Source organism: Brevibacterium aurantiacum, from assembly GCF_003932995.1.
Taxonomy (GTDB): Bacteria; Actinomycetota; Actinomycetes; order Actinomycetales; family Brevibacteriaceae; genus Brevibacterium; species Brevibacterium aurantiacum.
The window spans coordinates 933,064-952,525 of record NZ_CP025333.1 but is presented as its reverse complement, the minus strand read 5'-3'; the positions used below and the strand labels follow the sequence as shown (position 1 = coordinate 952,525).

At 64.5% G+C, this 19,462-nt stretch carries 20 protein-coding genes, 1 tRNA gene, 1 other RNA gene and 1 pseudogene; 12 read left to right on the top strand and 11 right to left on the bottom strand.

Features of this window, described 5'->3' with window-relative positions:
• Positions 1-2: 2 nt before the first annotated feature.
• The 5 genes from CXR25_RS04325 (at position 3) to CXR25_RS04305 (ending at position 4,948) form a co-directional block, all read left to right on the top strand.
• Positions 3-821, top strand: a complete 819-nt coding sequence (locus tag CXR25_RS04325; RefSeq protein WP_009883180.1) for a helix-turn-helix domain-containing protein — start codon at positions 3-5, stop codon at positions 819-821.
• A gap of 178 nt (positions 822-999) precedes the next feature.
• The gene (locus CXR25_RS04320; protein WP_240518539.1) at positions 1,000-2,007 is read left to right on the top strand and encodes an iron-siderophore ABC transporter substrate-binding protein; all 1,008 of its coding nucleotides are present in this window, start codon (positions 1,000-1,002) and stop codon (positions 2,005-2,007) included.
• An 18-nt stretch (positions 2,008-2,025) separates the two neighbouring features.
• Positions 2,026-3,066, top strand: a complete 1,041-nt coding sequence (locus CXR25_RS04315; RefSeq protein WP_009883182.1) for a FecCD family ABC transporter permease — start codon at positions 2,026-2,028, stop codon at positions 3,064-3,066.
• Entirely contained in the window at positions 3,063-4,148 is a 1,086-nt protein-coding gene (locus CXR25_RS04310; RefSeq protein WP_069599617.1) for a FecCD family ABC transporter permease, read from the top strand. The genes CXR25_RS04315 and CXR25_RS04310 overlap by 4 nt, the downstream gene beginning before the upstream one ends.
• Positions 4,145-4,948, top strand: a complete 804-nt coding sequence (locus tag CXR25_RS04305; protein ID WP_009883184.1) for an ABC transporter ATP-binding protein — start codon at positions 4,145-4,147, stop codon at positions 4,946-4,948. Before CXR25_RS04310 ends, CXR25_RS04305 begins: the two co-directional genes overlap by 4 nt.
• A gap of 28 nt (positions 4,949-4,976) precedes the next feature.
• On the opposite strand, the gene CXR25_RS04300 is transcribed toward CXR25_RS04305, so the two are convergent.
• The 3 genes from CXR25_RS04300 to CXR25_RS04290 are packed head-to-tail and all read right to left on the bottom strand — an operon-like array spanning position 4,977 to position 7,274.
• A complete protein-coding gene (locus tag CXR25_RS04300; protein WP_009883185.1) occupies positions 4,977-5,648 on the bottom strand; it encodes a DNA alkylation repair protein in 672 nt (223 codons plus the stop codon).
• A gap of 9 nt (positions 5,649-5,657) precedes the next feature.
• Entirely contained in the window at positions 5,658-6,842 is a 1,185-nt protein-coding gene (locus CXR25_RS04295) for an RNA polymerase sigma factor (protein ID WP_096146597.1), read from the bottom strand.
• Positions 6,843-6,866: 24 nt separating this feature from the next.
• On the bottom strand, positions 6,867-7,274 hold the full coding sequence (locus CXR25_RS04290; RefSeq protein ID WP_009883187.1) for a YciI family protein: 408 nt from the start codon (positions 7,272-7,274) through the stop codon (positions 6,867-6,869).
• 275 nt (positions 7,275-7,549) lie between these two features.
• Here CXR25_RS04290 and CXR25_RS04285 point away from each other — a divergent pair, with 275 nt between their 5' ends.
• The 3 genes from CXR25_RS04285 (at position 7,550) to CXR25_RS04275 (ending at position 10,708) form a co-directional block, all read left to right on the top strand.
• On the top strand, positions 7,550-8,251 hold the full coding sequence (locus CXR25_RS04285; RefSeq protein ID WP_096160278.1) for a hypothetical protein: 702 nt from the start codon (positions 7,550-7,552) through the stop codon (positions 8,249-8,251).
• 238 nt (positions 8,252-8,489) lie between these two features.
• Positions 8,490-9,023 carry a type 1 glutamine amidotransferase domain-containing protein gene (locus CXR25_RS04280; RefSeq protein ID WP_096146595.1) on the top strand — a complete coding sequence of 178 codons (534 nt, stop codon included), beginning with the start codon at positions 8,490-8,492 and terminating at the stop codon, positions 9,021-9,023.
• A 110-nt stretch (positions 9,024-9,133) separates the two neighbouring features.
• The gene (locus CXR25_RS04275) at positions 9,134-10,708 is read left to right on the top strand and encodes a SpoIID/LytB domain-containing protein (protein WP_096146594.1); all 1,575 of its coding nucleotides are present in this window, start codon (positions 9,134-9,136) and stop codon (positions 10,706-10,708) included.
• Between the two features lie 19 nt (positions 10,709-10,727).
• Here CXR25_RS04275 and CXR25_RS04270 read toward each other — a convergent pair.
• Together CXR25_RS04270 and CXR25_RS04265 are read right to left on the bottom strand one after the other, a co-directional pair.
• Positions 10,728-11,156, bottom strand: a pseudogene (locus CXR25_RS04270) (LLM class flavin-dependent oxidoreductase); the annotation flags it as partial.
• A 391-nt stretch (positions 11,157-11,547) separates the two neighbouring features.
• A tRNA-Ser gene (locus tag CXR25_RS04265) sits at positions 11,548-11,635 on the bottom strand.
• A gap of 161 nt (positions 11,636-11,796) precedes the next feature.
• Here CXR25_RS04265 and ffs point away from each other — a divergent pair.
• Positions 11,797-11,892, top strand: an RNA gene (gene ffs / locus CXR25_RS04260) — signal recognition particle sRNA small type.
• A gap of 181 nt (positions 11,893-12,073) precedes the next feature.
• On the top strand, positions 12,074-13,531 hold the full coding sequence (locus CXR25_RS04255) for an Ig-like domain-containing protein (protein WP_125240442.1): 1,458 nt from the start codon (positions 12,074-12,076) through the stop codon (positions 13,529-13,531).
• Here the strand turns inward: CXR25_RS04255 and CXR25_RS04250 are convergent.
• Positions 13,521-14,549 (bottom strand): iron-siderophore ABC transporter substrate-binding protein, encoded by a 1,029-nt coding sequence (locus CXR25_RS04250; protein ID WP_096162184.1) that lies wholly within the window; start codon positions 14,547-14,549, stop codon positions 13,521-13,523. The two genes, CXR25_RS04255 and CXR25_RS04250, sit on opposite strands and share 11 nt — an antisense overlap.
• Positions 14,550-14,742: 193 nt before the next feature.
• On the opposite strand from CXR25_RS04250, the gene CXR25_RS18935 reads away from it, so the two are divergent.
• Positions 14,743-15,081, top strand: coding sequence for a helix-turn-helix domain-containing protein (locus tag CXR25_RS18935; RefSeq protein ID WP_009883194.1), 339 nt, complete (start codon positions 14,743-14,745; stop codon positions 15,079-15,081).
• A gap of 18 nt (positions 15,082-15,099) precedes the next feature.
• Here the strand turns inward: CXR25_RS18935 and CXR25_RS04240 are convergent, their stop codons facing one another.
• The 5 genes from CXR25_RS04240 to CXR25_RS04220 form a co-directional block, all read right to left on the bottom strand.
• Positions 15,100-15,387: an SHOCT domain-containing protein gene (locus CXR25_RS04240; protein ID WP_125240441.1), complete on the bottom strand. Its 288-nt coding sequence runs from the start codon at positions 15,385-15,387 to the stop codon at positions 15,100-15,102.
• 118 nt (positions 15,388-15,505) lie between these two features.
• The gene (locus tag CXR25_RS04235) at positions 15,506-16,180 is read right to left on the bottom strand and encodes a response regulator transcription factor (RefSeq protein WP_009883196.1); all 675 of its coding nucleotides are present in this window, start codon (positions 16,178-16,180) and stop codon (positions 15,506-15,508) included.
• The gene (locus CXR25_RS04230) at positions 16,177-17,577 is read right to left on the bottom strand and encodes a sensor histidine kinase (protein WP_096162185.1); all 1,401 of its coding nucleotides are present in this window, start codon (positions 17,575-17,577) and stop codon (positions 16,177-16,179) included. Before CXR25_RS04230 ends, CXR25_RS04235 begins: the two co-directional genes overlap by 4 nt.
• Positions 17,578-17,669: 92 nt before the next feature.
• A complete protein-coding gene (locus CXR25_RS04225) occupies positions 17,670-18,251 on the bottom strand; it encodes a ClpP family protease (protein ID WP_069599611.1) in 582 nt (193 codons plus the stop codon).
• Positions 18,248-18,907, bottom strand: coding sequence for a ClpP family protease (locus tag CXR25_RS04220; protein WP_125240440.1), 660 nt, complete (start codon positions 18,905-18,907; stop codon positions 18,248-18,250). The genes CXR25_RS04225 and CXR25_RS04220 overlap by 4 nt, the downstream gene beginning before the upstream one ends.
• 182 nt (positions 18,908-19,089) lie before the next feature.
• On the opposite strand from CXR25_RS04220, the gene CXR25_RS04215 reads away from it, so the two are divergent.
• Positions 19,090-19,377, top strand: a complete 288-nt coding sequence (locus CXR25_RS04215; RefSeq protein ID WP_226823736.1) for a hypothetical protein — start codon at positions 19,090-19,092, stop codon at positions 19,375-19,377.
• Positions 19,378-19,462: the final 85 nt, after the last annotated feature.

Here is a 19,462-nt window from a genome sequence, read left to right as displayed (position 1 = left end):
AGGTGCCCACGATCAGACCCTTCCGCTCCAAGACCGCACGCGTGGCGACGGCCTCCGAACGGACGCTGCCGAGCTACACCGCAGGTCAGGTGGAGATGCCGCTGCGGATCATCGGCTCCCAGGAGGCGATGGAGCACGAGACCTACTGGTCCGAACATTCGCATCCGACACATGAGCTGCTCTGGCGCGAGGCCGGGGTCGGCACGGTCACGATCGATCAGCGCACGTGGACGATCACCCCGCCCTTAGGGATGTGGATTCCCGCAGGAGTACGGCACTCCGGATGGACGCCCGCCGGCGTCGTCGTCTACGCCGCGCAGTTCAGCCTCGACAACCCGCTTGTCAGCGATCGGCCCACTGCCATCGCCATCACCCCTCTGCTCCGGCTCCTTCTCGATCGACTTCAGCACACCGATCCGGGGACTTCCTCCTACTCACTCACCGAGGCGATGATCCTCGACGTCATGACGCCAGCGGACAACGAGCTTCTGCTTCACATGCCGAGCAATCCGCTCATCGCTCCGATCGCCAACGCGATCATCGAGGGCCCGGCGGATGCCTCGAGTCTCCAGGACTGGGCGAGGAAACTGGGGATCAGCGGCCGCACCATCACCCGCGCCTTCGAGGCAGAGACGGGTCTCGGCTTCGGGCGCTGGGCGACGACGGCACGGGTCCAGCACGCGGTGAGCATGATCAGCCTCGGCGGAGAGGTCGACGAAGCGGCCGCCGGCGTCGGCTATCGCTCGGTCAGTGCATTCACGACTGCATTCAAGCGCATCACGGGCACCACACCGGGACAGTTCCGCCCCAGCGCGAACTGAGGAGCACGCGAGCTGAAGATCACTCGTGTCCGTTTCGCGAAATCATCTGTCGTAAATACTCCATTGCGCGCAGGCGATTCCTCCGATAGTTTGTTTAGGCACACCTAACTCAATCTCGCTTCTGGGGTGTGCTGAGAAGCACCTCCGAAAGGAAGAGATGTCCCGTCCGCTTCGCGCAATGACCGTTGCAGCAGCCATGTCCACCGCACTCGTGCTCACCGCCTGCTCATCTACCGAGACCCCCGCAGATGCGAAGGGCGGCGACGAGTCCTGGACACCGGTGACTATCGAGCACGCACTCGGCACCACCACGATCGAGGAGAAGCCCGAAAGGGTGGCCACCGTCAACTGGGCCAACCACGAGGTGCCGTTGGCACTGGGCGTCGTCCCGGTGGGCATGGCCAGTGCCGACTTCGGCGACGATGACGGCAACGGCGTCCTCCCCTGGGTCGAAGACAAGCTCGAGGAGCTGGATGCAGAGACTCCGGCTCTCTTCGACGAGACCGACGGCATCGACTTCGAGGCTGTCGCCGATACCCAGCCCGACGTCATCCTCGCCGGGTATTCCGGTCTCACCCAGGAGGACTACGACACCCTCAGCGAGATCGCGCCCGTCGTCGCCTACCCGGAGACCGCTTGGGGAACTCCCTGGCGAGAGATGATCGAGATCAACGGCAAGGCGATCGGTCTGGCAGAGGAAGGCGAGGAGCTCGTCAAGGACCTCGAGACCGAGATCGACTCGGCGGTCGCCGACCACCCTGCGATCAAGGACATGTCGACGATGTTCCTGACCCACGTGGATCCCTCGGACCTGTCCGAGGTGAACTTCTACACCACGCATGACACCCGCGCCATGTTCTTCGAGGACCTGGGCATGCAGGCACCCGCCAGCATCCAGAAGGCCTCCGACGAGACCGATCAATTCTCCTCGACCGTCAGCGCCGAACAGGCCGACGTCTTCGACGATGTCGACATCATCGTCACCTACGGCGGCGACGACCTGGTCACGACGCTCGAAGACGACGAGCTGCTGTCTCAGATGCCCGCGGTCAAGAACAAGTCGATCGTCAACCTGCCCGGTGATGCCCCGCTCGGCACTGCTGCGAACCCCACACCGCTGTCCATCTCCTTCGTTCTCGATGACTACCTCGACGAACTCGACAAGGCCGCCACGGCAGCGAAGTAGAAGCGGACACTTCACACGATGACGTCACAATCGACAGTCGAGTCGACCGCCGCCAAGCTGCGGCGGTCGACTCATGTCCGCCTCGCATGGATGCTGGCCGCTCTTGCAGTGGTTGCCGTCCTCATGATCCTGTCCACGATGATCGGCTCCCGCAACGTCGGCCTCGACGACGTTCTTGCCGCCTACGGCGGGTCGGCCGCGGGATTCGATCAGGCCGCGGTCGCCAAACGCATTCCGCGGACCCTGCTCGCCGTGTGCGTGGGAGCGGCTCTGGGCATCTCCGGGGCTGTGATGCAGGGCGTGACGAGGAATCCTCTGGCCGACCCAGGCATCCTCGGTGTCAACACCGGCGCGTCCCTGGCCGTGGTCATCGGCATCGCCTTCTTCGGACTGTCAACGGCCGACGGCTACATCTGGTTCGCCATCGTCGGCGCCACTCTCACCGCGGTGTTCGTCTATGCGGTCGGGTCACTCGGGAGGCAGGGTGCGACCCCGCTCAAGCTGGCCCTGGCCGGGGCGGCCACCGCCGCTGCACTGTCGTCGTTCATCAGCGCCGTGGTCCTCCCCCGCGGAGACATCGCGGATCTGGCACGCGATTGGCAGATCGGCGGGGTCGGGGGTGTGACGTTCGATTCGGTCACACTCATCCTTCCCTTCCTCATCGTCGGCTTGCTCATCAGCGTCTATTCGGCGCCTGGCCTCAATGCCCTGGCCCTCGGCGATGAGCTCGCCGCCGGGCTGGGACAGCACGTCGGCACCACCAGAATGGTCTCCGCTGCAGGTGCGGTCCTCCTCTGCGGGGCAGCCACCGCCGTCGCTGGACCGATCGGCTTCGTCGGGCTCGTCATCCCCCATGCCTGCCGTCTGCTCATCGGCATCGATCACCGCTGGCTGATCCCGTTCTCGGCAGTCACCGGAGCCGCACTGCTCACAGCCTCGGACATCCTCGGTCGCATCATCGCTCGACCGGCCGAACTCGACGTGGGCATCCTCACCGCGCTGATCGGCGCCCCGTTCTTCATCGCCATCGTCCGCAGACAGAAGGTCCGTTCGCTGTGACCCCACCGAACCCCGCGAACCCACTCCTCGCGCCGACCAGCACGGCAGAATCGACATCGACGATCGCTGCCGTGGCACAGCTGCGGAGACGACGCTCCGCCCGTTGGACCGGCTTCGTCCTCATCTTCAGCGGGCTGGTGCTGCTTACTTTCCTGCTCAGCCTCATGGTCGGTCAGACCTTCTATTCCTTCGACAAGGTCCTTCGCGTCATCGGCGGCGATCAGGTCCCCGGCGCCACCTTCACGGTCGGGCGCCTGAGACTCCCCCGAGCCGTTCTCGCGCTCCTCGTGGGTCTGAGCTTCGGCCTCGGCGGGGTGACGTTCCAGACCATGCTGCGCAATCCCCTGGCCAGCCCCGACATCATCGGGATCAGCTCCGGAGCTTCGGCCGCGGCTGTGTTCGCGATCGTGACTCTGGGCCTGGGCAGCACGGGAGTCTCGGTCATGGCCATCGTCGCCGGTCTTGCGGTGGCGTTGGTCATCTACATGTTGTCCTACCGGAATGGCGCGGCCGGTATCCGGTTGATTCTGGTGGGCATCGGCGTCTCCTCAATGCTCAATGCGCTCATCAACTGGGAGCTGACCCGGGCCGCGCAGTGGGATCTGCAGGAGGCGCTGCGGTGGCTGGCCGGAAGCCTCAACGGGGCGAGCTGGGACAAGGTCGTGCCGCTGCTGTGCGCGCTCATCGTGCTGGTTCCCATTCTCTTGGGGCAGTCGAGGAACCTCTCCATCACGCAGCTCGGGGACGAGACCGCGGAAGCGTTGGGAGTGCGTGTGTCGAGGACCAGGCTTCTCGTCATCGTCGCCGCTGTCGGCCTCATCTCCTTCGCCACCGCCGCTGCCGGACCGGTCGCCTTCGTCGCCTTCCTCTCGGGCCCGATCGCCTCTCGACTCATCGGGCCGGGACCCTCGCCGCTCATCCCCGCCGCACTCGTCGGAGCCCTGCTCGTGCTCGTCGCCGACCTCGTCGGACAGTTCGGCCTCGGCACCCGTTACCCGGTCGGAGTCGTCACGGGCATCCTCGGTGCCCCCTACCTCATCTATCTCATCATCAGGATCAATCGTTCGGGAGGTTCCCTGTGACCAAGGACCATTCGCTTGCCGCCCAGGACCTGCATCTGGCCTACGGTGACACAGAGATCATCAAGGGACTTGATCTGACCCTGCCGCCCGGCCAGATCACGGGCATCGTCGGGGCCAACGCCTGCGGCAAGTCCACGCTGCTCAAATCGATGTCCCGACTGCTGACGCCCAGATCCGGCACTGTCATCCTCGACGGCAGACAGGTACACACGATGCCGGCGAAGCAGCTCGCGCGGGCCCTGGGACTCCTCCCACAGACACCGATCGCTCCCGAGGGCATCACGGTCGCCGATCTCGTCGGACGCGGTCGCCATCCCCACCAGGGGGCCTTCTCACGATGGAATGCCCAGGACGATCTCGCTGTCGCCCAGGCTCTGGATACCACCGGAACCGCGGACCTGGCCGACCGTCCCGTCGACGAACTCTCCGGCGGCCAACGGCAACGAGTGTGGATCGCAATGGCCCTCGCCCAGCAGACCGACATCCTCCTGCTCGATGAACCGACCACCTTCCTCGACGTCAACCATCAGGTGGAGGTCCTCGATCTGCTCACCGAACTCAACCAGGGTTCAGGCGTGACTATCGTGATGGTCCTGCATGATCTCAATCTGGCCGCACGGTACTGTGATCGGCTCGTCATGATCGCCGACGGCGGGATCCATGCCTCCGGGGCTCCCGCCGAGGTGCTCACCGAAGACAATGTCCGCAACGTGTTCGGTCTCGAGAACAGGGTCATCGAGGATCCTGTCTCCGGTCAGCCGCTGATGCTCCCGATCGGCCGTCACCGCACTCTGAGCTGATTCCTGTGCGTCAGACTTCTGATCTGACTCAGGCCCCTGCTCTGCGGGCCACGATCTCCGTGATCCAGGTCGGGGCGAAGGGCGACGTGCAGTTCGGCGGGGTCGGATAGTCCTTGAGGACGCCGAGGCGGTTGCCGATGTCGATGGCCCGTGGCCGCAGGTCCTCGTTCTCGATGCCGATGTAGGACAGGGTTTCGTTCATCGCCCACTGCAGGCGCTCATCGGCGCCGAGCATCTGCGCCTCGATGGTGTCGAGGAGACCGGACAGGTCAAGGCCCTCGGGTGACTTGTTCACACGCTCGCTGGTCAGTGCCCAGCCTGCCGACGCCACGATCGGATCAGGGTCGTCCATCCAGTCCAGGCGCAGCGATTCGGCATGCTTCGACTTCTTGACGATGTAGTTGACCAGCCAGCCGTGGACCTTCGGCACACGCGCCTCGCGCAGCATGGCATCGAGATGCTGTGCGTCATAGCTGCGGGGACGCATGATGAGGATCGCGACGAGGCGCGCCGCGGTATCGCCGGTGTTCCACAGTTCGACGGCGAGCTCGTCGTTCTTCTTCAGCTCCTTGGCCACGGCCCGCAGCTTGCTCAGATTCACACCGTGATCATCACCGTGCTTCTCATTGACGGCACGAGCCTTGGGATCCTCCATCGCCGCCAATGTCTCCATGACGCTGTCCACGTTCGCTTCGACCATGCGCTCAGATTACCGCGAGTTCAGGCGAGCTGCCTGACGCATGAGGTGGTCGCGTTCGGCGAGGTTGCTCGCCTTGGCCGCGGCTTCGACGTAGAGCTTCGCCGCCGCCTCGTCTTCTCCTGCCCGTTCTCGCAGGTGGGCCTCGACGGCGAAGTAGCGCGGCAGCGTCTCATCGAGTCTGCCCAGTTCGGCCAGTCCGGCCACCGGTCCGTCGGCTTCACCGATCGCAACGGCACGGTTGAGGGACGCGATCGGGCTCTCGTTCAGCTTGAGGAGTTCGTCGTACCACTCCACGACCTGCACCCAGTCGGTGTCCTCGACCGTCTGCGCATCGGCGTGGAGTGCCGCGATGGCGGCCTGTGCCTGATACTGGCCGAGTTCGTCCCGACCAAGGGCTGCCTGCAGGATCTCGATGCCCTCGACGATGAGCCGTTGATCCCACAGGGTGCGGTCCTGATCGGCCAGCGAGATGAGGCGACCGTCGGCGCCGAAGCGGGCATCGCGGCGGGCGTGGTGGAGGAGCATGAGGGCGAGCAGTCCGTCCACCTCGGCGGAGTCGATCATCGACGCAAGCGTGCGGGTCAGTCGGATCGCCTCGGCGACGAGGTCGACCTCGCCCGAGTGCCCTTCGTTGAACACGAGGTAGAGGGTGGTGAGCACCGAGGACAGGCCGCCGGGTCGGTTGAGCCGGGACCCTGCGATCGTGGATTTGGCTCGGCTGATGCGTTGAGCCATCGTCGACTCGGGCACCATATAGGCTGCGGCGATCTGCTTCGTCGTCAGTCCGCCGACCGCCCTCAGGGTCAGGGCCACCGCCGAGGCGGGGCTGAGGTCGGGATGGGCGCAGAGGAAGTAGAGGTCGAGGGTGTCATCGGCGTTCGGGACGCCGTCCGTCCCGGGTTCGGACGAGGTTTCGGGCTCGGCGAGAGTGGCGGCCATGACCCGTTCCTCGCGTTTCATCCGCGATCCTTCAGATCGCACGATGTCGAGGAACTTCCGCCATGCCACCGTCACGAGCCAGCCCCGCCGGTCACGGGGCGGGTCGGACGGCCACGATCGCAGGGCTTCGATGAGCGCGTCCTGAACGGCATCCTCGGCGGTCGCGAAGTCTGCTCCACGACTGACGAGGATGCCGATCACGGCGGGGACGAGCTCACGCAGCTCCGCCTCGGCGAGGGGATCCCGATCGATCATCGCGAACTCCGTTCGCGTCCCTGATCATTCGTCCACGCTGGGTGCGTGGTCGAGGAAGGGGCGCAGTTCGAGCCATTCGTTGATCGGCTCTCCTCCCTTGCCCGGTGCGGCGGACAGCTCACCGGCGAGTTCGAGAGCGCGGTCGTAGTTCTCGACGTCGATGACCATCCACCCGGCGATGAGGTCCTTCGTCTCGGGGAAGGGACCGTCGGTGACCGGAGGCTTGCCCGGTCCGCCGGATCGGACGAAGGTGCCCTCGGGCGAGAGTGCCTGGGAGTCGACGAATTCGCCGGAGTCCTTGAGCCTGTCGGCGAAGGCGTTCATGTACGCCACATGCGCGTCGACCTCGTCGGGACTCCACTGATCCATCGGGGTGTAATCCATATACTGCTCCGGCATCCGATAGTGCTTGAGCATGAGGTACTTGGCCATGATGGTCTCCTTGTCTCGTGCCGCTCGCACGGGATGTGCTCGCTGACATGTCTGGGACGCAGCCGGACTCGTGTTCTCGACATCGGCGGCGAAGTTTTCTCGTTTCTCTTCGGCTCCGGTCATCGAACACAGTCCCAGAATAGGCCGATGTGTCCGTCCTGGAACATGCGTCACCGGATCCGAACACGAATCGGCCCAGGTCACGGCTCCGCGCTGAGAGGCTTGTCTTGTACGAAACACCGACCGCTTTTTGCACACGAGACCAGGAGCAGATCATGAAGGCACAGACACTTCTCAAAACCATCACCGTTGCCGGAGCTCTCGCCGCGACCCTGACACTCTCGGCCTGCGATATGAACATCACCTTCGGCCCAGAAGGCCAGGGGCAGGAACAGGGCCAGGAGCAGGACGGCCAGCAGGCGCAGCAGACCGGGGACACCGAGACGACCGCCGAAGAACCGGCATCGGATTCGGGCTCCACCTCGGACTCCGCCGGTTCGGGTTCGTCCGGCACGAGCGATAGCGGCACGACGGACAACGGCACCACCGGCAGCGGCGGATCCACCGATTCGTCCAGCGCCTCCTCGGCGAGTGGCTCCTCCACCTCGAACGGCTCGTCGTCGACCGGATCGTCGTCCTCGAGCGACTCCACCTCGAGCGGATCATCGTCGTCGAGCGGCACGACCGACAACGGCTACCAGGGCCCGCGGATCGGCGAAGACGGAGTCGAACTCGACGCCGACGGCAACGGCAAGATCCCCGCCGACGTTCTCGAGGCGGACATCAAGAACGCCTACGCCAAGCAGGGCACCACGGTCGACACCGTCGACTGCTATTCCGACCTGCGGATCTTCTCCCACAGCGGATCGCAGAACTGCACCGTCACCGCTGCCGGCAAGAATCACTACGGCACTGTGAAGATCACCTCGGCGTCGCAGTCCGGCATCGGCTACAGCCTCGAGTTCCCGAACATCTGAGCCGTCCGCCGAGCCCGCGAAACGTACCCCTCGAGCGTCTCGCATCCCCGAATCGCATTCCCCTGGTCATCCCGACCAGGGGAATCCGTTCGTCGCGATCTGGAACAACTCTGCACTTTCCGTTGTTGTGTCCAATGTGGACGTCGGCCCAGCTGCACGTCGGCCTCGAGGTTTCGGCCAGCCGAGCCCATGTCAGATTCGACAATCTCACCAATCACAACCGACAAGGAGCACCTTCATGGCACTCTCTGACAAGAAGATCGCATTCCTCCTCACCAGCGGCGTCGAGCAGGTCGAACTGACCAGCCCCCGCACAGCCCTCGACGAGGCCGGAGCGACGACCGTCATCGTCTCCCCCTCAGAGGGGACTCTGCAGGCGATGGAAGGCGATTGGGAGCACGCGAAGACCTTCGACGTCGACGTTCCCGTCGCCGAGGCCTCGGTCGATGACTTCGACGCCCTCGTCCTGCCCGGCGGCACCCTCAACGCCGACGCCCTGCGCCTGAATGAGGACGCCGTCAACCTCGTCAAAGCGTTCTTCGCCGCCGATAAGCCGGTCGCGGCCATCTGCCATGCGCCATGGATCCTCGCCGAGGCGGGTGTGGCGAAGGGACGGAAGCTGACGTCCTTCATCTCGACGAAGACCGACCTCATCAACGCCGGAGCCGACTGGGCCGACACCGAGGTGGTCGTCGACGGCAACCTCATCACCTCTCGCAACCCCGGCGACCTCGATGCCTTCAACAAGGCGATCGCCGAAAAGCTGAGCTGAGCTGGAACGATGCCTCTTTCGCCGAGGCGGAACCACCTCGGCGAAGAACTCCCCGGGGAGTTCGTCTGTTCGTCACCTGGGGTCTTGACAGCCGCGCTTGTGATCTACTCATGCCAGCTTCCCCGTCCGTCAAGGCGACGACTCCTACCCTCGCGGCACTGCTCATCGGGTTCCTTCTCGTTCTCTGCTCCACACAGCCTCCGGCACATGCCGCCTATGCGACCTCGGGTCCGATCGGGGCGATGCACAAGTCGCTCGGCGGAAATACGGGCAAGCTCGGTCCTGCGACCGGCCCCAAGCGGTGCACGCTGATCCAGAAGGGCTGCTATCAGTCGTTCAAGCACGGCAGCATCCATTGGACGAAGGCCACCGGCGCCCATGCGACTCTGGGCGCGATCCGCACAGCATGGAAGAAGTCCGGGTGGGAACGCGGTCCGCTCGGCTATCCGACGAGCAACGAATACCGCTCAGGTTCGGAGACCCGGCAGAAGTTCCAGAACGGCATGATCGTGTGGACGGCGAAATCCGGGGCGAAGGTGACGCTGACGAAGGCGCCGTCGTCGTTCACGATCAAGGGGTCGGGGTTCGGCCATGGGGTCGGGATGAGCCAGTACGGAGCGCGCGGAATGGCGACAGCCGGAAAGTCGTCGACGCAGATCCTGCAACACTACTACACGGGTGCCAAGGTCACGACGATGTCGAAGAACGCCGACGCCAGTCTCAAGGTGCAGCTGCTGACCGGTAAGAAGTCCGTGACGGTCACTCCGCGGTCCGGCCGTCTGCGGGTCAAGGTCGGGTCGAAGACCATCGAATCGGGCTCGAAGGTCACGATCGAACGGACGTCATCCGGTTCGGTCAAGGCGACCGTCGGGTCGAAGAGCTATTCGGGGTCGAAGCTCACCCTCGAATGGCAGAGCACCCGATATTGGAAGAGTTCGTCGGCGACGACGGTGTCGGTCAGCGGTGCCCAGAACGGGGCGACCGGCACCTACCGACACGGACGGCTCGAGATCGGTCAGCTGAAGAGCTCGCTCAACGTCATCAACGTGGTGGGTCTCAACAAGGAATATCTGCCGGGCATCGCCGAGATGCCGGCGTCGTGGCAGTCCGAGGTCCTGCGCAGTCAGGCCATCGCTTCGCGCACCTACGCCTACCGCAATCTCGGTGCGGTGAAGCCGGCCTGCGGGTGCAACGTCTATGACGAGGTGGCCTCGCAGCGTTTCCTCGGGTGGACTCATGAGAATGCAGGCGATTCCGGTCCATGGCGCAAGGCCGTGGCCGCGACACAGACCACGAGCGGGTCGACGGTGAGGTCGGCGCGCCTCATCACCTACAAGGGCGGGCTCATCGATGCTGTCTACTCGTCGTCGGCCGGGTCGAAGACGCATTCGGCTGCCGAGGTGTGGGGGTCGGCCGTGCCGTACCTGGTCTCGGTCGATGACTCTCCGTCGAAGTATGCCTCTGCGCAGAACCCGAACGCCTCGTGGTCGGTGACGGCCAAGCAGTCCGACATGGCACGGGCCTTCGGGCTGGCAGACGTCCGGTCTGTGGCGGTGGCGAAGACCGGCTCAGGTCTGGTGAAGACGGTGAAAGCCACCTCGGTGAAGGGGAAGACCGCGAGCCTCACCGGCGATCAGCTGCGAACGAAGCTGAAGCTCAAGTCCGCGTCATTCAGCGTGGCCTGAGGGAAACCGACTGGCTGACTCAGACTCCGGCAGGGGTGAGCAGTCCCCTGTTGACGAGTTCGGCTTCCTTCTCGCGCACGATCGGGATGACGGTCTTGCCGAACGCTTCAAGTTCCTCCTGGAAGTGGAGGAAGCCGGTGAGGATGAGGTCGACGCCGATCTTCTTGTATTCGATGATGCGGTCGGCGACCTGTTCGGGGGTTCCGATGAGCTGGGTACGGAAGCCGTCGTTGTACTGCACGAGGTCTTCGAAGCTCGAATCCGCCCACATGCCTTTCTTATCCGAGGTCGCGGCTCCGGCGGTCTGCACGGACTCGCGGAATCCTTCGACCGCCTCGGCGTCGGCGTGTGCGATGATCTCGCACAGCTGGTCGCGGGCTTCGGCTTCGGTGTCGCGGACGATCACGAACCCGTTGAGTCCGAAACGGACTTTCCGATTGTGGGCGCGGGCCACCTCCGAGTGCTGTGTGCGGGCGAGCTGTGCCAGATTACTGAGACACAGACCACACACGGCGAGCAGATTTCGCGGGCCGCCGCGCACCGTCACAATGAGGCATTCCGCCACGGGGCGTCATGCGATTTGCGCCTCGGGCAGCGGTCCTGCGCTGCGGCCCACTCAGCATCCCTCACCCTCACCGGCGCACCACCCCGTTGCACCGGTGCGTAGTGCTGCGAATGGTGAGGGATGCGGAGGCACCAGTAGGAAATGCCACGGCCAATCCGGATTGCCACGAACGGTGAGGGATGCCCGAAAGGCGACTGCGAGGCCCGCGCTCGGCTCGAAACCGGGTGAATCGACGAAGTCCCGGCCCGCAGAAACTGCGAGACCGGGACTCCCGTGGCGGAGGATAGGGGATTCGAACCCCTGAGGGCGTTAACCCAACCCGCGTTCCAGGCGAGCGCCATAGGCCACTAGGCGAATCCTCCGCGAGCCAGCCTATATGAGTCGTGTCGACAATGCGAAATCAAGATGGCCAAGTGTGAACCATCACACTAATCACAGATAGAATCCCCTTCAGTCCCCGCCGCACCGGGCCTGACTTCGGACCTCGTTTTGTGCCTCGAGGATGCTCTCGACTACACTGATCGATGGCTCCCCGTGCGGCGTCATCTTGTGAACTCCCCCAGGGCCGGAAGGCAGCAAGGGTAAGCGAGCTCTGGCGGGTGCACGGGGAGTCCTTCGTTTCTCAAGGTTACAATTCCACAACTCCCCCTCCCTTATGTCAGTCCAGGTCAGGGCCCATCTCAACGACGAGAAATGGCCTTTTCCCGAGGAATTCAGCCACTGCTTTAATACTTTCGTGATTTGGCTTCACTAGCATGGTCTGCAGCTCTCATCCCTTTGCTCGAACGAGGATCCCTGTTTTGTCACCCAAGAAGATTCACGGGGCGGTTGCTGCCCTTTCAGCACTCGCTCTACTCACGGCCTGCACCCCGGCAGACTCTGACCCCGACGCGACTCGCGATGGTGCGAAGACGGCCGAAGCCGAGGCCGCAGCCGAGCCGGTGTTCCGAATAGGGAGCGTCTCCGAAGCCGAGGCAGCCCAGGCGACGGAACAGGGCTCGTCGGCGAAGGCTTCGAACTCCACCGCCTCGGCTACGCCCACCAGCACACAGACTTCTGCTCCCCAGCAGACCGGCGAAGTGGTCGAACCCGGTGCAGAGACAACAGCTGCCCCCGGCGAGCGCATCAGCCTCAGCGTCGAGAACGCGGCGCTGAGCGACATCTCCATCACCGAATCCGACCACCCGCGCATCAAGACCGATCCCGGAGTCTTCTTCGACACCGCCGGGAGCGAACTCGAAGCAGCAGACAGCACCGAAGACGCGAAGGCGGGATCTTCGACTCCAAGCGAATCAGCCTCAGAAGACTCAGACGCGATCACCGCCCCCGACGACGCCGCGGCCTGGATGTCTGCCTACGACCTCGTCGCCGACAGCACATACGAGCTCTCGGCCACAGCCACCTCGGCGGATGGAGAGGAACACGATTTCACCTCCACGGTCACGGTTTCGGCCGGCGACGCCTCGCCGATGGCGGTGCGCACGATCCTCTCCGATGACCAGACCGTGGGCGTCGGAGCTCCGATCATCCTCACCTTCGGATCCACGGTGGCCAAGAAGTACCGTGACGACGTCGAGCACCGCTTGTCGGTCAAGGTCACGGACAACGATGGGAAGGAGCGCAAAGTCGAAGGCTCATGGGCCTGGCTGCCTGATGACCCGCAGTCGCGACTGCACTTCCGTCCCAAGGAATTCTGGCCCGCGCATTCGAAGGTCTCCGTCGACGTGCCGCTGAAGAACGTTCCCACGACCGATGACACCGTCGGCCAGAACGATCTCACACTCGATTTCGACATCGGCCGCCAGCAGGTCGTCAAGGCCGACGCCAAGACCCACCGCATGGTCGTCACGCGCGACGGCAAAGAGGTCATGAACTTCCCGGCCTCATTGGGTGCTGCGAAGTCCCCGTCCTACAACGGAACCCATGTGGTGATGTCCAAGGCCTCGGACTACACGATGACCTCCGAGCAGTGGGACTACGAAACCGATGTGCGCTGGGCCGTGCGCATCCACAACAACGGAGAGTTCATCCATGCCGCGCCCTGGTCGACCGGGGTTCAGGGGTCGGCGAATGTCTCTCATGGCTGCATCAACCTCTCGACCGCACGTGCCAAGCAGTACTACGACTCGGCGATCTTCGGCGACCCGGTCGAGATCACCGGCTCGAACGCCACCCTGTCGACTGCGGCCAGCGATATATCCGACTGGGTCTACGAGTGGGATGAGTGGCAGAAGATGAGCGCACTGCCTACTTCTTGACGTTCTCTGCGGCCTTGTCGATCATCGGTACATAGCGCTCCAGCGTCCACGGGACGGTGAGCGGGTTGATGATCGATGAGGCGGTGACGAACGGCTGGTCTTCGGGCGCGACGACCGCGCCGGACTTGATCGCCGGAATGTTTGCGTACACGCTCTGTGCCTTGATCTCCTTCTTGCTCTTCTCATCGGAGTAGAACGTGAAGATGAGGTCGGAGTCGTCGAGTTTGTCCGCGTTCTCCAGCCCGATGAGCGCGGAATCCGTACCCGGGGCGTCATAGTTCTTCTTGAGTTCGTCGACGACGGGGTCAGGAGTCAGGCCCAGTGCCGAGACCATCGCCACTCGCTGCTCATTGGGGTAGAAGACGCCGAGGGTGCCGGGTCCGTCGTTGTAGATGTAGGAGAACGTCAGTCCCTCGTATTCGGGCCGCTTGGCCTCGGAGAGCTGCGTCTTGATGTCATTGACGAGCCCCTCGGACTCCTTCTCCTGCCCCAGAGCCTTGCCGATGGTCGTGATCTGCTCATCCCATTCGATCGTCCACGGCTGTTTGGGGTAGGCGACCGTAGGGGCGATGGCGTCGAGCTGCTTGTACTGATCGGCGGTGACGCCGGACCATGGTGCGAGGATGACATCAGGTTCGAGCTCGGCGATGGCTTCGACATCGAGCTCGGTATCTCCCTGGAACTGCTTCGGCAGCTCCTCGCCCTTCTCTGTCACGGCTTCATGGATCCACGGCATATAGCCGGTGTCATCGCTGCCCCAGGCGTACTCCTCCATGCCGACAGGTGTCTTGCCCAGCGCGATGGCGGTCTCGGTCGACCCCTGCCCGAGGGTCACGACGCGCTTGGGCTCGGCCTCGATGACGGCCTTGCCCAGTGCGTGTTCGATCGTGACGGTCTGGAAGTCGTCGGAGGCTGACTTCGCAGAATCCGCCGAGTCCTGGCTGCAGGCGCTCGCGCTGAAGGCGAGTGTGACGATGGTGCCTATGGCCATGGCCCGGCGAGTGAGATGAGCTGACATTCCTGCCCTTTCGTCTGTGAGGGTCGTGGTCGACCTCTCCACTTTAACAAAGGACAGCCTAACTTAACTTCGCGGCCTGGGTGCAACTCGACCGCGCCCTGATCCCCCTCGAGCGCATGACGGGGCAGCCGGTATTCGTCTGCTCAGAGCAGAAATCCGCGTGAGCGACGGCGATTCCTCCTAGGATCGCATCATGGATGCACTTCACGTCACAGATGCGTACGCCGACCGGACTCCGGCGCTGCTGTGGCGCGAGATGCTCGGGAGGGTGCTGCGGCTGCGCCGCACCGAGCTGGGCCTGACCCTGGCTCAGGTCTCACGCCGCTCGGGAGTCTCGACCCAATACCTGTCCGAGGTCGAACGCGGCCTCAAGGATCCCTCTTCGGAGGTCATCGAGGCAATCGCCATAGTCCTCGGCCTCGCACTCCCCCAGGTACTCGTCCTCGCCGCCGGCTCAACGCCGACAGCCGCGCCCGCGACGGTGCCCGCATTCGGGCTCACCGGACGGGCGCAGCTGTCCCTCGTGGCCTAGTCACACCGGCCGGGTGCCTCAGCTTGTACCCGAATCGAGGCGATTGGCCCTGAGAACCTCGAGTCTGCCTCGGTACTCGGCCTCGTCGATGTCACCTTGGGCGAAGCGCTCGGACAGAGTCGCCTCCGCGCTCTTCGTCGACCCGAACCGGCCCTGACCATCTGCCCAGGGCGGTCCGCCGGCCTGACGCCAGCGTCGCCGGTTGAGCGTGATGATGAGAGTGACGACCAGTCCGATGATGAGCACCCAGAAGATCGGGATGAGGAAGAAGAACGGCCAGGCCGCGGGTCCGTGTTCCATGTTCATAATGCCTCCTTGTCAGGAATCCACGTCGCTCGTGGATATGACATCAATCCAACTCCTGCAGCCGCCTCGGCGAATCCCCCGCTGGGAGTCACTTCGGGTACTCGCTGAGGATGAGCTCCTACTGTTCGCGCAGCCAGCCCGGGGAGACCAGCCCGGACTCATAGGCGAGCACGACGAGGTGGACCCTGTCGCGTGCGGCGACCTTGCTCATGATGCGCGAGACATGGGTCTTCGCCGTCAGCGGTGAGAGCACCAGCTGCGCCGCGATCTCGTCGTTCGACAGTCCCTGCCCGACGAGGGCGAGCACCTCTCGTTCACGTTGTGTCAGCACGTCGAGATGCTTCGCCGGCTCCGCCCGCAGTCCCAGGGACATCCTCGACAGGAGGTATCGGGTCACCTCCGGTGAGAGCAGCGCCTCCCCCTCGGCGACGACGCGCACCGCTCGGATCAGGTCGACCGGTTCGGTGTCCTTGAGCAGGAATCCGCTGGCACCCGCCCTGACCGCGCGCACGATGTACTCGTCGAGGCCGAAGGTCGTCACCAGCACCACCCGAACGTGCCCGAGGTCGGGATCGGCTGCGATCGCCTCGGTGGCCCACAGTCCGTCACCGTCGGGCATCCGAATGTCCATGAGCACGACGTCGACCGGCGTCGCTGCCAGTTTCTCCAACAGCTCTTCCCCGCCGGAGGCCTGCACACTCACGCTGATGCCCGGTTCCGCATCCAACAGCGAAGCGAAGCCGGCGCGAACCAGCTGGTGATCATCGGCAATCGCCACCGAGATATCGTTCATGCCTGAGCCTGCCGATCTGTTCGTCCGTGTCCGCTGGTCCAGGGCAGCCGGACGCTGATGTGCGTGCCGTCCCCGCTCGCCGAGGTGATCGCGAAGGTTCCGTGGAGAAGTTTCGTCCGCTCCCGCATCCCGATGATTCCGGTGCCTTCGTCTCGCCCGTGCATCGCGTTCTCTGTTCCCTGGCCATCGTCACTGATCTCGAGGTGCAGGAACTCGCCTTCACGGAAGACTCTGACGTTCGCCTGGCTGGCGGCAGCGTGGCGGACCATATTCGTCAGCGCCTCCTGCACGATCCGGTAGGCGGCCGCATCCGCGGCACTGCCGGGATTCTCTCGAGTACCGTCGGCTCGGAGCTCGCGCCGGTCATCGAGGTGGATGGCTGGTCGCCCGGTCATTGCGGCGATGAGTGCCGGCAGCTCGTCGAGGCCCGGCACTGGGGCCAGCGGCTCGGCTGCGCCTGCGTCGGCACTGGCCGCGTCAGTGCCGGCCGCGTCGGAGTCGAGATCGCTTGGGCCGGCAGCATCCGAGCGCATCGTGTGGAGCACTGAACGGACCTCGTTGAGTCCCGTTCGACTCAGCTCCTTGATGGCGGCGAGCGCCCGTCTGGCCTGCTCGGGGTCCCGGTCGATGAGGTGTTCGCCCACACCGGCCTGCACGTTGATCTGGGACAGGGAATGGCCCAGCACATCGTGGAGGTCCCTGGCGATGCGCAGCCTTTCGGCCGCAATCACCTCCTGGTGCCGGGCCTGCGCCTCCTCGGCCGCGAGCCTCCTGCCTTCGCGCCTGCGCCGAGCGAAGGCTCCGATGCTCAGGGTCATCAGCAGACCGATCGTCGCAGAGGCCACACGCCCCACCGACCAGTCGACACCGAGGAAGGGACCGAGCAGCAGGGCACCCAACCAGACACCGGCCGCCGAGGCGATGGCCCAGATCTGATGACCGCGGACCATGGCCACGACGAGAGCGAAGAGGAACGCCGCATAGAACGGTGTCATCTCAGGTCCGGTGAGCCCCTGCGCCCACATTCCGCCCGGACCCTCCCCAGACCAGGGACGATTACTTGGACCGTGGCTCCACGCACCGGACAGGCTGGATCCCGCCAGTGCGGCCCAGACGACGAAGTCAACCAGCGTCAGCCCGGCGATGATCGCGACTCTCGGGCCCGGCCATCGTGCACAGAGTAAGAAGATCATCGGGGACAGCAGGGCCACGGCGATGCGCACGCCCCCGGCCAGGGCATCGACACCATCGTGGGTGGCCATGAACACGGCGAAGGGCAGCTGCAGGAGCAGGGCCAGGACGCTCAGGGCAACCAGGAGCAGCCGAGGTCGACGACGGACGCGACGATCAGCATCGGGATCGCTCGCCTCGGCGGCGGCACGCCAGGATCGGCTCATCCTCCGATCGTAGTCACTGACACCGGATTCAACGTCGTACCACGGGAGTATCCGACCGGACTTCCCGCGGAGTACCGCGGCCCGGGAGCAACTCAGAGGATCTGATCGACGAGGCCGAAGTCCCGGGCCGCCTGCGCATTGAGCACGAGATCCCGGTCGAGGTCGGCATGGATCTGGTCCACACTGCGCCCGGTGCCCTTCGCCAGCATCGCCTCAACATCTCGGCGCTGCCGGGCGATCTCGTCGGCGGCGACGATGAGATCGGGGATTGCCCCGCGAGCACCCTCGGCATGGGGTTGGCGCAGCACCGCTCGAGCGTGTTCGAGCATCGAACGCTGACCAGGTTCGCCAGCTGCCAGGAGCACCGCGGCATCAGCGGCCGCCTGCCCCACGCAGATGGTCGCCACGGGCGCACCGATGTGGTGCATCGCGTCGTAGATGGCGGTCATGGCCGTCAGCGATCCGCCCGGTGAGTTGATGTACAGCTGGATCGGGAGTTCTCGGCTGCTCGCCTCGAGGTGGAGCAGCTGGGCGATGATCGTATTCGCCACCCCGTCATCGATCGGCACTCCGAGGTAGATGATGCGGTTGCCCAGCAGGTGGGAATACACGTCGACGATCTTCTCCCCGCCACCCGAGCGGTCAACGACATTCGGAATCGTGTACTGGCTCATGGCGCACCGATCCCGCCGCGCAGATCGGCCGGGGACTCGACGATGCGGTCGATGAGCCCGTAGTCCAGTGCCTGTTCGACCGTGAACCACCGATCGCGCAGGGAGTCCTCGAAGACACGCTCATAGGTCTTTCCCGTCGCCTCGGCGATGCGATGCAGGACCGTGTCCCGGACGGTGCGCAGGTCCCCGGACTGCAGCTCGATGTCAGCGGCCGCTCCCCCGATGCCCGATGATCCCTGGTGCAGCAGGATCCGGGCGTGGGGCAGGGCGAGTCGTTTGCCGGGGGTGCCCATCATGAGCACGAACTGCCCCGCCGAGGCGGCCCACCCGAACGCCACCGTGACCGCATCGTTGGGCAGAGTCTCGATCACATCGGCGATCGCGTGCATCATCGGCACCGATCCGCCCGGTGAGTTGATCCACAGGTGGATGTCACTGTGGGAGTCTTCGGCGGAGAGGAGGATGAGTCGCGAGATGATCTCCATGCCGTTCTCATCGCGCAGCTCCCCGTTGAAGACCACCGAACGGTAGGCGTAGAGCATTCTCTGGGACTCGGGGATGCGGGTCGTCGTCGTGGACTCGTCACCGTCGGCGAACCTCGGCGATGGTGAGGTGGGTCGGTTGTGAGCATTCTGATGTGCGATTCGTGTGTTCATGCCTCCACACTGGAGCTGGCGGTGCCGAGTCGGAAGTCTTTTCCGCCTTGAGCAGGAGGGTGCCGCTGTGAGCGGACGGCGTGCCTGTGCGCCCGGTGTGATGGTGCTGCCGTGATAAAATCGAGCGAGAAACCCCGACTGTGTCAAGGGAAGGCCGAGACGGAATGATGCTGAATCTGTGGATGACAGTTCAGTTCATCGTGGTGCTTCTCAGCGCCGATGCCGATACGGTCATTCCTCAGTCGTCGATGCATCTGATCGTCCTCGTGCTGCTCGGTGCGGCACTGCTGTCGCCGGTCGCACCGTGGTTGGCAAGGGCTCTCTTCAGGTTCCTTCCTCAGTCTCCTCGCGGTCTTTGGGGACGGGGAGAGCGAACCGAGGTTCGCGAATTCCGCATGCCCGAGGAACCCGGCACTCCGGGCACCGCTCAAGCCAGAGCCCCCTCCTTCGTCGTCCGCTCCTTCGCCTGACCGACGACGTGATCTCCGTGCTCCTCAAGCACGGTCGCTGACGCCACTCCTGTCTGTTTCCCTAACGGATCCCGCCTGTGGTGTC

What these genes read in the sequence shown, in the direction of transcription:
- CXR25_RS04320 (WP_240518539.1), top strand. Translation starts at nt 1,000, where the DNA reads ATGACCGTTGCAGCAGCCATGTCCACCGCACTCGTGCTCACCGCCTGC.
- CXR25_RS04315 (WP_009883182.1), top strand. Translation starts at nt 2,026, where the DNA reads ATGACGTCACAATCGACAGTCGAGTCGACCGCCGCCAAGCTGCGGCGG.
- CXR25_RS04300 (WP_009883185.1), bottom strand. Translation starts at nt 5,648, where the DNA reads ATGGTCGAAGCGAACGTGGACAGCGTCATGGAGACATTGGCGGCGATG.
- CXR25_RS04295 (WP_096146597.1), bottom strand. Translation starts at nt 6,842, where the DNA reads ATGATCGATCGGGATCCCCTCGCCGAGGCGGAGCTGCGTGAGCTCGTC.
- CXR25_RS04290 (WP_009883187.1), bottom strand. Translation starts at nt 7,274, where the DNA reads ATGGCCAAGTACCTCATGCTCAAGCACTATCGGATGCCGGAGCAGTAT.
- CXR25_RS04285 (WP_096160278.1), top strand. Translation starts at nt 7,550, where the DNA reads ATGAAGGCACAGACACTTCTCAAAACCATCACCGTTGCCGGAGCTCTC.
- CXR25_RS04280 (WP_096146595.1), top strand. Translation starts at nt 8,490, where the DNA reads ATGGCACTCTCTGACAAGAAGATCGCATTCCTCCTCACCAGCGGCGTC.
- CXR25_RS04275 (WP_096146594.1), top strand. Translation starts at nt 9,134, where the DNA reads ATGCCAGCTTCCCCGTCCGTCAAGGCGACGACTCCTACCCTCGCGGCA.
- CXR25_RS04250 (WP_096162184.1), bottom strand. Translation starts at nt 14,549, where the DNA reads ATGTCAGCTCATCTCACTCGCCGGGCCATGGCCATAGGCACCATCGTC.
- CXR25_RS18935 (WP_009883194.1), top strand. Translation starts at nt 14,743, where the DNA reads ATGGATGCACTTCACGTCACAGATGCGTACGCCGACCGGACTCCGGCG.
- CXR25_RS04240 (WP_125240441.1), bottom strand. Translation starts at nt 15,387, where the DNA reads ATGAACATGGAACACGGACCCGCGGCCTGGCCGTTCTTCTTCCTCATC.
- CXR25_RS04235 (WP_009883196.1), bottom strand. Translation starts at nt 16,180, where the DNA reads ATGAACGATATCTCGGTGGCGATTGCCGATGATCACCAGCTGGTTCGC.
- CXR25_RS04230 (WP_096162185.1), bottom strand. Translation starts at nt 17,577, where the DNA reads ATGAGCCGATCCTGGCGTGCCGCCGCCGAGGCGAGCGATCCCGATGCT.
- CXR25_RS04225 (WP_069599611.1), bottom strand. Translation starts at nt 18,251, where the DNA reads ATGAGCCAGTACACGATTCCGAATGTCGTTGACCGCTCGGGTGGCGGG.
- CXR25_RS04220 (WP_125240440.1), bottom strand. Translation starts at nt 18,907, where the DNA reads ATGAACACACGAATCGCACATCAGAATGCTCACAACCGACCCACCTCA.
- CXR25_RS04215 (WP_226823736.1), top strand. Translation starts at nt 19,090, where the DNA reads ATGACAGTTCAGTTCATCGTGGTGCTTCTCAGCGCCGATGCCGATACG.